This is a genomic window from Streptomyces sp. NPDC093591, from assembly GCF_044764885.1.
In the GTDB taxonomy this organism is placed as follows: Bacteria; Actinomycetota; Actinomycetes; order Streptomycetales; family Streptomycetaceae; genus Streptomyces.
Genome location: NZ_JBIWIY010000022.1, coordinates 39308 through 51598 on the forward strand (window position 1 = coordinate 39308; position 12291 = coordinate 51598).

General features: G+C 69.1%; 9 protein-coding genes and 4 tRNA genes. 9 read left to right on the forward strand and 4 right to left on the reverse strand.

Annotation, left to right across the window (positions count from 1 at the left end; genetic code table 11):
- Positions 1–214: 214 nt before the first annotated feature.
- Positions 215–754, reverse strand: coding sequence for a hypothetical protein (locus ACIREI_RS38120; protein ID WP_403343241.1), 540 nt, complete (start codon positions 752–754; stop codon positions 215–217).
- Positions 755–863: 109 nt separating this feature from the next.
- A complete protein-coding gene (locus ACIREI_RS38125) occupies positions 864–1214 on the reverse strand; it encodes a metallopeptidase family protein (protein ID WP_062714520.1) in 351 nt (116 codons plus the stop codon).
- A 98-nt stretch (positions 1215–1312) separates the two neighbouring features.
- Between ACIREI_RS38125 and ACIREI_RS38130 the strand changes: the two genes are divergently transcribed.
- The 7 genes from ACIREI_RS38130 to ACIREI_RS38160 all read left to right on the forward strand — a co-directional run bounded on the left by ACIREI_RS38130 (position 1313) and on the right by ACIREI_RS38160 (position 8244).
- Complete coding sequence (locus ACIREI_RS38130; RefSeq protein WP_403343244.1) at positions 1313–2962, forward strand: metallophosphoesterase; 1650 nt, start codon at positions 1313–1315, stop codon at positions 2960–2962.
- An 80-nt stretch (positions 2963–3042) separates the two neighbouring features.
- Positions 3043–3115: transfer RNA gene (locus tag ACIREI_RS38135), tRNA-Glu, on the forward strand.
- Positions 3116–3152: 37 nt separating this feature from the next.
- A tRNA-Asp gene (locus ACIREI_RS38140) sits at positions 3153–3227 on the forward strand.
- A 23-nt stretch (positions 3228–3250) separates the two neighbouring features.
- Positions 3251–3324: transfer RNA gene (locus ACIREI_RS38145), tRNA-Phe, on the forward strand.
- A 107-nt stretch (positions 3325–3431) separates the two neighbouring features.
- On the forward strand, positions 3432–7376 hold the full coding sequence (gene hrpA, locus ACIREI_RS38150; protein WP_403343247.1) for an ATP-dependent RNA helicase HrpA: 3945 nt from the start codon (positions 3432–3434) through the stop codon (positions 7374–7376).
- Positions 7377–7470: 94 nt separating this feature from the next.
- Positions 7471–7545: transfer RNA gene (locus ACIREI_RS38155), tRNA-Asp, on the forward strand.
- A 504-nt stretch (positions 7546–8049) separates the two neighbouring features.
- Positions 8050–8244, forward strand: a complete 195-nt coding sequence (locus ACIREI_RS38160) for a DUF6274 family protein (RefSeq protein ID WP_403343250.1) — start codon at positions 8050–8052, stop codon at positions 8242–8244.
- 495 nt (positions 8245–8739) lie between these two features.
- Here ACIREI_RS38160 and bldC read toward each other — a convergent pair whose 3' ends face one another.
- Both bldC and ACIREI_RS38170 read right to left on the reverse strand, forming a co-directional pair.
- A complete protein-coding gene (bldC, locus tag ACIREI_RS38165) occupies positions 8740–8946 on the reverse strand; it encodes a developmental transcriptional regulator BldC (protein ID WP_003949541.1) in 207 nt (68 codons plus the stop codon).
- A 574-nt stretch (positions 8947–9520) separates the two neighbouring features.
- Positions 9521–10363 carry a hypothetical protein gene (locus tag ACIREI_RS38170; protein ID WP_403343253.1) on the reverse strand — a complete coding sequence of 281 codons (843 nt, stop codon included), beginning with the start codon at positions 10361–10363 and terminating at the stop codon, positions 9521–9523.
- 220 nt (positions 10364–10583) lie between these two features.
- Between ACIREI_RS38170 and ACIREI_RS38175 the strand changes: the two genes are divergently transcribed.
- Together ACIREI_RS38175 and ACIREI_RS38180 are read left to right on the forward strand one after the other, a co-directional pair.
- Positions 10584–11672 carry a Leu/Phe/Val dehydrogenase gene (locus ACIREI_RS38175; RefSeq protein WP_403343256.1) on the forward strand — a complete coding sequence of 363 codons (1089 nt, stop codon included), beginning with the start codon at positions 10584–10586 and terminating at the stop codon, positions 11670–11672.
- Between the two features lie 314 nt (positions 11673–11986).
- The gene (locus ACIREI_RS38180; RefSeq protein WP_301999475.1) at positions 11987–12238 is read left to right on the forward strand and encodes a DUF3073 domain-containing protein; all 252 of its coding nucleotides are present in this window, start codon (positions 11987–11989) and stop codon (positions 12236–12238) included.
- Positions 12239–12291 lie beyond the last annotated feature (53 nt).

Below are 12291 nucleotides of genomic sequence, written 5' to 3' on the forward strand. Positions count from 1 at the left end.
CTCAATGCGGTCAGCCACGGCAAGGGAGAGTACGCGCCACACGGCGCGCTCTGCAGTGGCGCCGGGCAAATGGGATCAAACGATCTACCACCATACGCACCCCAGGCCCCCCAAGGCAAACCGGCCGCCGCCCGTGTAGGCAACGTCACTTGCCCCACCCCTCTCGACCCCGCCGCCCCCGGGGCCGGACAGGCGCCCCCCTAGGTCACGTAGGTCACGCGGGCGCCCCCGCGGTCGGCGCCGGCTCCCGCTGGGCCAGCTGCGGCCCCGTCTCCTCGTGCGCGGACGACGACGGCTCGGCCTCCGTGGGGGTCGGCAGGGCGGACGTCGGCTCCTGGCTCGGCGTCGGCTCCGGATCCGGCGTCCGGGTGGGCGTCGGCTCCGCCGTACGGGTGGGACCCGGCTTCTCGGTCTGCCCCGGCTTGGCCGGCGGCTTGCCCGCCGCCGGAGCGGACGCGCTCACATCGGCGGACGGCGAGGCCGAGGGGGACGCCGACTCCTTCGCCCCCTTGTCGCCCTTCTTCTTGCGCTTCTCCTTCTCCCGCTTGCGGTCGTCCACATGCGCCCCGTAGCCGGTCCCGCCACCCGACACGGCCGACCCCCCGTCGGGCGCCTCACCACCGCGCTGCCCCGCGGAGTGCGACGGCTTCGCGCTCCCGCCTCCGCCGTCGTCACCCACGCTCATACAGCCGGATGCGGCGGCGACGGCCAGCACCGTGGCAGCCAGACGGACAGGTACGTACAAGGGGCGCACGGGAGCCACCTCCAGGGGCGGGCGAAGAAGTCAACCTGCCCAACTCCCGCCGCCCACAAGAGGACACGCGCCCCGCATTCACAGGTTCACAGGCCCTTCCACACCCCGCTCACCCGTACCCGAGCGCGTGCAACCGCGCGTCGTCGATCCCGAAGTGATGCGCGATCTCGTGCACCACCGTCACCTCGGTCTCCTCGACGACCTCCTCCCGCGACTCGCACATCCGCAGCGTCGGCCCCCGGTAGATCGTGATCCGGTCCGGCAGCACCCCGGCGTACCACTCCCCGCGTTCGGTCAGCGGAGTCCCCTCGTACAACCCGAGCAGCTCGGGATCGTCCGTCGGCGGTTCGTCCTCGACGAACACCGCGACGTTGTCCATCAGCCGCGTCAACTCCGGCGGAATCCGGTCCAGCGCCTCGGCGACCAGTTCCTCGAACTCCTCGCGCGTCATCTCCAGCACAGGCCCATTGTCGGGTACGAACCCCGGGCACGAACCCGCCGTGAAGGAGCCGCCAACGGCCCCGCATACCCGCCCCCGCACTTGGGCATACGGGACCAATGGCCCGCGTCCCCGCCGCAGTCCGGAAGGTCCTCGCCCCTCTCCCCAGGGCCCCACGCGCCCTCGCCCGCCGTTACGCCACCCGCCGCCCGCACCCCACCCTGGAACTCGTAGCCCAGCCCCACCCCTGGGCCCGCCCGTCGCCCACCGCCGCCCTACTCGATGGCGCTCCGCGCCAGCCCCTCAAATCTGCCCTCGGCCTGGTCACGGTCGTCCTCCTCGGTGCCTGGCTCGGCCTGCTGATCGTCGGCAACGTACGCGTCCCGGTCGGCCCCATGAACACGACGATGACCCTGCGCCCGTCCGCCACCGGCGGCACGAAGATCAACGTCTCCCCGCTCGGCGCCCTCCAACTGGACAGCCACATCGCCCCCGTCCGCCTGGACGTCAACGTCGACCAACTCGACCCCGCCCGCTCCCAGGCCCTCGTCGACCACCCCGAACGGCTCTCCGGCCTCCAGGACGAGGTGGCCCACGACGTCGCCGACGGCACCCGCGACCTGGCCCTGCGCTCCTGCGTGGCCGTCGTCTCCGGCGCCACCGCCCTCGGCCTCGCCGTCTACCGGCGCCCCCGCCGCGCCCTGGCGGCCGGCGGCCTCGCCCTCACCCTCCTGGCGGCCTCGGGCGGCACGGCGTACGCCACCTGGAACCCCGAATCCGTCCTGGAACCGAAGTTCTCGGGCCTGCTCTCGTCCGCCCCGTCCCTGGTCGGCAACGCGCGCAGCATCGTCACCGAATTCGACGTCTACCAAAAGGAGTTGGCCCGCCTGGTCACCAACGTGACCAAGCTCTACGACGCCACCTCCACGCTCCCCGCCTACGCGCCCGACCCGTCGACGATCCGAGTCCTGCACGTCTCGGACATCCACCTCAACCCGGCGAGCTGGAAGATCATCGCCTCGCTGGTCGACCAGTACAAGGTCAACGTGATCGTCGACTCCGGCGACACCATGGACCACGGCACCGCCGCCGAGAACGGCTTCCTCGACCCCATCGAGGACCTCGGCGCCCCCTACGTCTGGGTCCGCGGCAACCACGACTCCCAGGTGACCCAGCGCTACCTGGAGAACCTGAAGAACGTCCACGTCCTGGACGACGGCAAGGCACAGACCGTCGCGGGCCTGCGCTTCTCCGGCATCGGCGACCCCCAGTTCACCCCCGACCGCTCGAAGGTCCCCGGCGGCGACGCGGCCAACGAACTGGCCGGCGCCCGCCTGGCCACCTCCCTGCGCGACCAGAAGACCGCCGGCACCCCCGTGGACGTCGCCATCGCCCACGAACCGGTCGCCGCCCGCCAGACCGACGGCGAGGTCCCCCTGGTCCTGGCCGGCCACATCCACCAGCAGGAGATGGAGCTCCTGCCCTACGGCACCCGCCTGCGCGTCGAGGGCTCCACCGGCGGCAGCGGCCTGCGCGCGATCGAGGGCAAACACCCCGACCCCATCCAGACCTCGATCCTCTACTTCGACCGCGACACCCGCCGCCTCCAGGCCTGGGACGAGATCGAACTGGGCGGCCTGGGCCTGACGACGGCAGAGGTACGCCGCCACCTGGTGGAGGAGAACCAACCGGGCGCGACCGACTCGCCGACCGACTCGCCGACCGGCTCCACCGGCTCCCCGACCCCGCCCTCCAGCCCCAGCCCGTAAACCGTTTTGGCGATACCTCCCGCCATCCCATATGCTTCTCACGTCCCCGACGCGCTGAGAAGCGCCCAGGCGGGCCGATAGCCCTCATCGTCTAGCGGCCTAGGACGCCGCCCTTTCAAGGCGGTAGCACGGGTTCGAATCCCGTTGGGGGCACGCAGTACGGTGTGCGACACTGTCGTACGCATCGCTTGGTCCTGTGGAGCAGTTTGGAGTGCTCGCCACCCTGTCAAGGTGGAGGCCGCGGGTTCAAATCCCGTCAGGACCGCTGAGGCTTCTCGTAGGCCTCGCGGCTGGGTAGCTCAGTTGGTACGAGCGATCGCCTGAAAAGCGATAGGTCGCCGGTTCGACCCCGGCCCCAGCCACAATCAAGGCCCCGATCTTCGGATCGGGGCCTCGTTGTGTCTCTGCCGGCCGTCGCAGCCAAAAGCGTTCGCCACGAATTTCCCCGGGATGAGATCCTGGATCGCGTATGTCTACGCACCCTGCCCCCGCCCTCGGCGCCCTCGCCCCCCGCCTGACCGAGCTCTCCCTGCGCGACGCGCAGCGGCTGGGTCGGCGGCTCGAAGGTGCGCGCAAGATCCGTAAGCCGGAGGCGCGCGCCGCCGTGCTCGCCGAGATCGAGGCGGAGATCGCCAGGGGCGAGGAGCGTATCGCCACCCGGCGCAGCCGTGTGCCGGCCGTCACGTACCCCGAGCAGCTGCCGGTCAGCCAGAAGAAGAGCGACATCGCGGCCGCCATCCGCGACCACCAGGTCGTGATCGTCGCCGGTGAGACCGGGTCCGGCAAGACCACGCAGATCCCGAAGATCTGTCTCGAACTCGGCCGTGGCGTGCGCGGCATGATCGGGCACACACAGCCCCGCCGTATCGCGGCCCGCACGGTCGCCGAGCGGGTCGCGGAGGAGCTGGACACGCCGCTCGGCGAGTCCGTCGGCTGGAAGGTCCGCTTCACCGACCAGGTGAACCCGGACGCCACCTTCATCAAGCTCATGACCGACGGCATCCTGCTCGCCGAGATCCAGACCGACCGCGAGCTGCGCGCCTACGACACGATCATCATCGACGAGGCCCACGAGCGGTCCCTCAACATCGACTTCCTGCTCGGCTACCTGGCACAGCTGCTGCCGAAGCGGCCGGATCTGAAAGTCGTCATCACCTCCGCCACCATCGACCCCGAGCGGTTCTCCCGGCACTTCGGCGACGCTCCGATCATCGAGGTCAGCGGCCGGACATATCCCGTGGAGGTGCGCTACCGGCCCCTCCTCGAAGAGGACTCCGACGACGCCGACCGCGACCAGATCACCGCGATCTGCGACGCCGTCGAGGAGCTCCAGGCGGAGGGCAAGGGCGACATCCTCGTCTTCCTCTCCGGCGAGCGGGAGATCCGGGACACCGCGGACGCGCTCGTCAAGAAGAACTACCGGTTCACGGAGGTTTTGCCCCTCTACGCCCGCCTCTCCCACGCCGAGCAGCATCGCGTCTTCCAGCCGCACACCGGCCGCAGGATCGTTCTGGCGACCAACGTCGCCGAGACCTCCCTCACCGTCCCGGGCATCAAGTACGTCATCGACCCCGGCTTCGCCCGGATCAGCCGGTACAGCCATCGCACCAAGGTCCAGCGGCTCCCCATCGAGCCGATCTCGCAGGCGAGCGCCAACCAGCGCAAGGGCCGCTGCGGCCGGACCAGCGACGGTATCTGCATCCGCCTCTACGCCGAGGACGACTTCCTCGCCCGCCCCGAGTTCACGGACGCGGAGATCCTCCGTACGAATCTCGCCTCCGTCATCCTGCAGATGACCGCGGCCGGCCTCGGCGACATCGAGAAGTTCCCCTTCATCGACCCGCCGGACCACCGCAACATCCGCGACGGCGTCCAGCTCCTGCAGGAGCTCGGCGCGCTGGACCCGACGCAGAAGGACGTACGCAAGCGGCTCACGGACAGCGGCCGCAAGCTCGCCCAGCTCCCCGTCGACCCGCGCCTGGCCCGCATGGTCCTGGAGGCCGACAAGAACGGCTGTGTCCGCGAGGTCATGGTCATAGCCGCCGCGCTCTCCATCCAGGATCCGCGCGAGCGTCCGGCCGACAAGCAGACCCAGGCCGACCAGCAGCACGCCCGCTTCAAGGACGAGACGAGCGATTTCCTCGCCTACCTCAACCTGTGGCGCTACATCCGTGAGCAGCAGAAGGAGCGGGGATCGAGCTCCTTCCGGCGCATGTGCAAGCAGGAGTACCTGAACTTCCTGCGCATCCGCGAGTGGCAGGACATCTACACGCAGCTGCGCACGGTCGCCAAGCAGATGGGCATCCACCTCAACGAGGACGACGCCCCCGCCGACCGCGTCCACGTCTCCCTCCTCGCCGGCCTGCTCTCGCACATCGGCATGAAGGACGTGAAGGACGGCGCGAAGAACGAGTACCTCGGTGCCCGCAGCGCCAAGTTCGCGATCTTCCCGGGCTCGGCCCTCTTCAAGAAGCCCCCGCGCTTCGTGATGTCCGCCGAACTCGTCGAGACCTCCCGCCTCTGGGCCCGCGTCAACGCGAAGATCGAGCCCGAGTGGATCGAGCCGCTCGCCGAGCACCTGCTGAAGCGGACGTACAGCGAACCGCACTGGGAGAAGGACCAGGCGGCCGTGATGGCGTACGAGAAGGTCACGCTGTACGGCGTCCCGATCATCGCCCAGCGCAAGGTGAACTACGGCCGGATCGACCCGGAGGTCAGCCGCGAGCTGTTCATCCGCAACGCCCTCGTCGAGGGCGACTGGCGCACCCACCACAAGTTCTTCGCCGACAACCGCAAACTCCTCAGCGAGGTCGAGGAGTTGGAGCACCGCGCGCGGCGCCGGGACATCGTCGTCGACGACGAGACGCTGTTCGACTTCTACGACGAAAAGGTCCCGGAACACGTGGTCTCCGGGGCCCACTTCGACTCCTGGTGGAAGCGCAAGCGGCACGAGCAGCCGGACTTCCTGGACTTCGAGCGCGAGATGCTCATCCGGGAGTCGGCCGAGGCGGTCACCAAGGCGGACTATCCGGACACCTGGCGGCAGGGAGCGCTGAAGTTCCGGGTGACGTACCAGTTCGAGCCGGGCGCGGACGCGGACGGCGTGACGGTCCACATCCCGCTCCAGGTCCTCAACCAGGTCACGGACGAGGGCTTCGACTGGCAGATCCCGGGCCTGCGCGAGGAGTTGGTGACGGAGCTGATCCGCTCGCTCCCCAAGCCGATCCGCCGCAACTACGTGCCGGCGCCGAACTTCGCGAAGCGGTTCCTGGACACGGCGGTGCCGCTGCAGGAGCCGCTGACCGTGACCATGGCGCGCGAGCTGAAGCGCATGGTCGGAGTCCCCTTCACCGCCGACGACTTCGACTGGCCGAAGGTCCCGGACCACCTGCGCATCACCTTCCGGATCGTCGACGAACGGCGCCGCAAGCTGGCGGAGGACAAGGACCTGGAGGCGCTGAAGCTCCGTCTGAAGCCGAAGGCGCGCAAGGCCCTCTCCCAGGCCGCGGCGGCCACGGCGTCCCGTCAGGGCGGCGAGTCGCTGGAACGCCAGGGCCTGACGGACTGGTCCATCGGCGCACTCACCCGCGTCTTCGAGACCCGCCGCGCCGGCCAGCCGGTCAAGGCGTACCCGGCGCTGGTGGACGACGGCGACCTGGTCTCCGTACGCCTCTTCGACACGGAGGCGGAGCAGCAGCAGGCGATGTGGAAGGGCACGCGCCGGCTCATCCTCCGCAACATCCCGGTGAACCCGGCGAAGTTCGCCAGCGACCACCTGACGAACGCGCAGAAGCTGGCGCTGTCGGCGAACCCGCACGGCTCGATCCAGGCCCTCTTCGACGACTGCGCGATGGCGGCGGCGGACAAGCTGATCGGCGACTTCGGCGGCCCGGCGTGGGACGAGGAGTCGCACCGCAAGCTGTACGACAAGGTGCGCGCCGAGATCGTCGACACGACGGTACGCACGGTCGCCCAGGTGCAGCAGGTCCTCGCCGCCTGGCAGGCCGCTGAGCGCCGCCTGAAGGCCGTACGGAGCCCTGCCCTGCTGGCCAACCTCACGGACGTCCGCAAGCAGCTGGACGCCCTTGTGAAGCCCGGCTTCGTGACGGAGGCGGGGCTGCGGCGGATGCCGGATCTCGTGCGGTACCTGATCGCGGTGGACCGTCGGCTGCAGCAGATGCCGACGAACGTCCAGCGCGACACGACGCGCATGGAGAAGGTCCACGAGATGCAGGACGAGTACGCCTGGCTTCTGGAGCAGATGCCGCAGGGGCGCCCGGTCCCGCAGCAGGTGCTGGACGTCCGCTGGATGCTGGAGGAGCTCCGCGTCAGCTATTTCGCCCACGCGCTCGGTACGGCGTATCCGATCTCCGACAAGCGGATCGTGAAGACGATCGACACGCTGGCACCGTGACGGGGCGTGCACGTTGGGTGAGTTCGACCAGGGGGCTCGCCCTCCTGTAGAGTCTCTTCTCGCAGCGCAACGCACGAATGGCGCAGCAAAACCTGGTCCTGTGGAGCAGTTTGGAGTGCTCGCCACCCTGTCAAGGTGGAGGCCGCGGGTTCAAATCCCGTCAGGACCGCAGCGAAGTCGAGGCCCGCATCCCGCAAGGGACGCGGGCCTCACGCATTCCACACCCCACCCGCCCGCCACCCTGTCAAGGTGGAGGCCGCGCCCGCGGCGCAGCCGCAATCGGGTACAGCAAATCCCGTCAGGACCACAGCGAAGACGAGGCCCGCATCCCGCAAGGGACGCGGGCCTCACACATGCCCAGGCCCGCATCCTGACAAGGGACGCGGGCTTCACTCATCTCCGCAGGCAATCCCTCTCGACTCGACGCCGGCCCAGGCACTCCAGCCCGTCCGGCGTTTGAGGACGAGGCCCGTTCAGGGCCGAAGCGGGGGTCTGGGGGCGGCAGCCCCCAGGGCGACGGCAACCACAGCGCCGGGCGCACACAACCCGGCGCACCCCCAGCGGAGCGCCGGGCGGAGCGCCGGGCGGAGCGCCCGGCCACCTTGACGGAGTCACATTCGCTCGGTACCCAGAAGTCAGGGCACTTTCCCCGTGTGGCCCCTGGAGGTGGCGTATGCCGGCATCGGCTAGGCACGAAACGCGGGCGCTGCTCCGCGCGCACCTGTCGGCCGCCTCCTCCTACCGGCATCTCACCCGCCACTGCCCGATCTGCCACCGCCTGCTGCGGCTGGCGATGGACTCCGCCCCGCGCACCCCCCAGGCGGCTGCGCGCGAGGTCAGCGAGGACGAAACCGCTTCCACCGCGTGACCCGTCCCGGACGTCAACTCCCGCGCTGCCGTGGGGTGCTGGAGCATGCAGCTCCCTTTAGCGCACATAGCCCAGAGGCAACAAGCACCCCGGCATGTGACGGGTGTCACCGCATGAGTTTCCGGAAGTGCGGTACTTACACCTCACCTACAACAGGTCAATTTAATATGTGCAATTGCACCAGCTTCCGGGGAACGTCCCGCACACTCCGAGCGACCCCCCAGGGCGAGTCCACAGGAGATCCGACACCCCTCCCCAGACTCCGACAAGCCCACCCACAGGACCACCGTCGGCACACGCTCCGCACACAAAAAAGATCGCGCTGGACCCGGCGGAGTCCAGCGCGATCTACGACGCACCCTTGTTACGTGCCCGCGAAGCTCTGATCGGCTTGGGCGTGGGCTCTGTTGGGGCAGAACCCGCGTCGCTTGGAGCTAGAGTTCGGGCGCCGCGGCAAGTTGGGGGAACCGCCGTTTTGCCCGTTTATGCAGTTGTTCAGGCCTCGCTGCGCTGCTGCGGGATACCCGCGAGCAGAGCGCGGACCTCAGCCTCGCGGTAACGGCGGTGTCCGCCGAGCGTGCGGATGGACGTAAGCTTCCCGGCCTTCGCCCACCGCGTGACCGTCTTGGGGTCCACGCGGAACATCGTGGCGACCTCAGCCGGGGTCAGCAGCGGCTCGGCATCAGGGGTGCGAGCGGTCATGAGCGGCCTCCTCGGGAGAACCGAACCTTCTCGGTTCTTTCCTCTAAATTCTGCACCTTGACCCGCGTTGCCCGAAATGGCGGACGCGAGTCGAGTCGGTTATAGGACGAACGGCTTGTCCTCGGCACTACAACTACACCATCTGTCCAGCCGCGTCGGCCAAACCGATGGAATTGCCCTCCCAGGTGTTCATCAGCGACGGATGCCGATGGACCATGCCATAGCGGACAGTCACGCCACTGTGACGATCAGTCACAGTGGCGTGCAGGAGTCCCAAGACCCCCCAAAGCGTGCAATGTCGAGAGAGAGTCCTCCCCGGACTCCTTGTCCTATTTTGGCACGAGGAGGGGTTAGGGATGCAAGGGCCGCGTACGTGCGGTCCGTCACGCTTGCGTGCGTTGACACACCCTTGATGCATACGCCCGGATCGGGACCTACGTCCGATGTTGACGAGGCATCAAGAACCCAGAGCGAGCACGAAACCCCAAATCGGGCGCCCCGTCAAACGCCAGTTCGTTATCTGGCCGAGCGGGACACCGAGTGGGGTCGAGTGGGGCAGATCACATCCGACCGCTCAGTTGGCCGACCGCCGGTCGCGAACCGTCCGCCACCGCTCCACGAGCCGCCCGTAGGCCTCCCCCGCGGCGCCCCCGTCGCCCTGCCGCAGCGCCTCGATGCCGTCGGCCACATCGGCCGCCGAGTGGTCGTCCTCCAGCTCGCCGGCCGGCAGGGTGTGCACCAGGCCGCCGTAGTCCAGCTCGACCAGCGAGCGCGGGTGGAACTCCTCCAGCCAGCGCCCGACGTCCACCAGGCCGTCGATGAGCGGGCCCTCGTCGATGGTGTCCTTGAGCGTCCTCAGGGCCCGCGCCACGCGCCGCCGCGCCTGCACCATGGGCGTGCGGTAGCGCAGCATCGGCGGGATCTCGCCCGAGCCCTTGTCGAAGCGCCGCTCCTCGTCCGACACCAGCACGAACCAGTGCAGCGGCACCTGCCAGGTCGAGGTGCGGATCCACGGCCGGGCGTCCGGGTTGCGGGCCAGCCAGCGCTCGTAGTCCTGGGCCGTCTGGCGGCGCACGACCTCCGGCAGCGCCGCGTCCAGGACCGGCTTCGGCAGCTCCTCGGCCAGCTCCCCGAGCGCCTGCCACCCGCGCAGCCGGGTGCGCCACGGGCACACGCACACCACCCCGTCGACCTCGAGCACGAAGGCGTCACTGCTCTCGTGCACCGGCACGGGCATCGGCGGGGTGGGCAGCAAGTCGGCCAGGGAGCGGCGTAGTTCGTCCTGGTACGACGGCCGGTCGGGGCGGCGGGCGTAACGGTCCCAGTGGCCGCGCTCCGGCTCCGGGAAGGCGGCCAGCGGCTCGTAGACGCGCAGATAGGTCGCGTACGGGACGATCACCGAGGACACCTTGGGCACGCCTGCTCTCTCCCCCGCGGTCTGCCTGGAAAACCTGCGAAACCCGCTCACAAACGCGCGGGAAAACTATGCAAATCGTCGCACGGCTGTACTCCGCGAGTAGGTGATCCTGAGCACTGCGGGATGGACGGGTGCCAACGGGGCTAATCTCATGCTCACAGCCCCCGCCACCCGTACGGGAGCTCGCTCCAATCGCCGCCAGTACTCAGGAGTCACCACAGTGACCGACGTAACACACGGCGTCCTGCACACCCTGTTCCACTCGGATCAGGGGGGTCATGAGCAAGTAGTGCTCTGCCAGGACCGCGCCAGCGGCCTCAAGGCCGTCATCGCCATCCACTCCACCGCTCTGGGCCCCGCCCTCGGCGGTACGCGCTTCTATCCGTACGCGACCGAGGAAGAGGCCGTCGCCGACGCGCTGAACCTCGCGCGTGGGATGTCGTACAAGAACGCCATGGCCGGTCTCGACCACGGCGGCGGCAAGGCCGTGATCATCGGCGACCCGGACCGGATCAAGAGCGAAGAGCTGTTGCTGGCCTACGGCCGGTTCGTGGCTTCGCTGGGCGGCCGGTACGTGACCGCGTGCGACGTCGGTACGTACGTCGCCGACATGGACGTCGTGGCGCGCGAGTGCCGCTGGACCACCGGACGCTCCCCGGAGAACGGCGGCGCGGGCGACTCCTCCGTGCTCACCGCCTTCGGCGTCTACCAGGGCATGCGGGCCTCCGCCCAGCACCTGTGGGGCGACCCCTCCCTGCGCGGCCGCAAGGTCGGCATCGCAGGCGTCGGCAAGGTCGGCCACCACCTGGTGGAGCACCTGCGGGCGGAGGGCGCCGAGGTCGTCATCACGGATGTCCGCGAGGAGGCCGTCGGGCGGATCCTCGCGGCGCACCCGACGGGCGTGACGGCCGTCGCCGACACCGCGACCCTGATCCGCGTGGAGGGCCTCGACATCTACGCCCCCTGCGCGCTCGGCGGAGCCCTGAACGACGACACCGTGCCCGCGCTGACCGCGAAGATCGTCTGCGGTGCCGCCAACAACCAGCTCGAGCACCCGGGCGTCGAGAAGGACCTCGCCGACCGCGGGATCCTCTACGCGCCCGACTACGTGGTGAACGCCGGCGGTGTCATCCAGGTCGCCGACGAGCTGCACGGCTTCGACTTCGAGCGGTGCAAGGCGAAGGCGGCGAAGATCTACGACACCACGCTGGCCATATTCGCACGTGCGAAGACGGACGGGATTCCGCCGGCCGCCGCGGCCGACCGGATCGCCGAGCAGCGGATGGCGGAGGCACGCGGAGCGCACTGAGCCGTCGGCAGGCCCGGCCGAAGCTGTTGACACGGGTTTGCCCGGTACCCGCCGGTGGGCAGTTGGAGAGAACTCTCACTCTTACCGGCGGGTCGACCGCCAATAAGTGGTTAAAATCGCGGTTGACCAGCGAGGACAGGGCGCCTCGAAGGTCCTGTGCACACGCCTGTGCTGCGGGCGACGTACCGTATGGGCGCGGGCTCAGGTACCGTGGAAGCCCTACGGACCGGCCTCTCCACGGAGAGTCCGTTCCGGATCATGAACGCGTGTCAGACTCTGGGGCCGTCGAGCCCCGTCGTTGAGGGGGTCGAGCCATGGGGCGCGGCCGGGCCAAGGCCAAGCAGACGAAGGTCGCCCGCCAGCTGAAGTACAACAGCGGTGGGACAGACCTCTCACGCCTGGCCGAGGAGCTGGGCGCATCGACGTCGAATCAATCGCCGAACGGCGATCGTTTCGAGGACGATGAGCAGGACGACGACGACCTGTACTCGAAGTACGCCGACCTCTATGAGGACGACGACGACGATCAGGACGAGGACCCCTCGGAGCAGCGTCGCGGCGCTTGACTTTGCATTGAGCACTCACCCGGTCGGTGACCTCGGTCACCGACCGGGTTCTG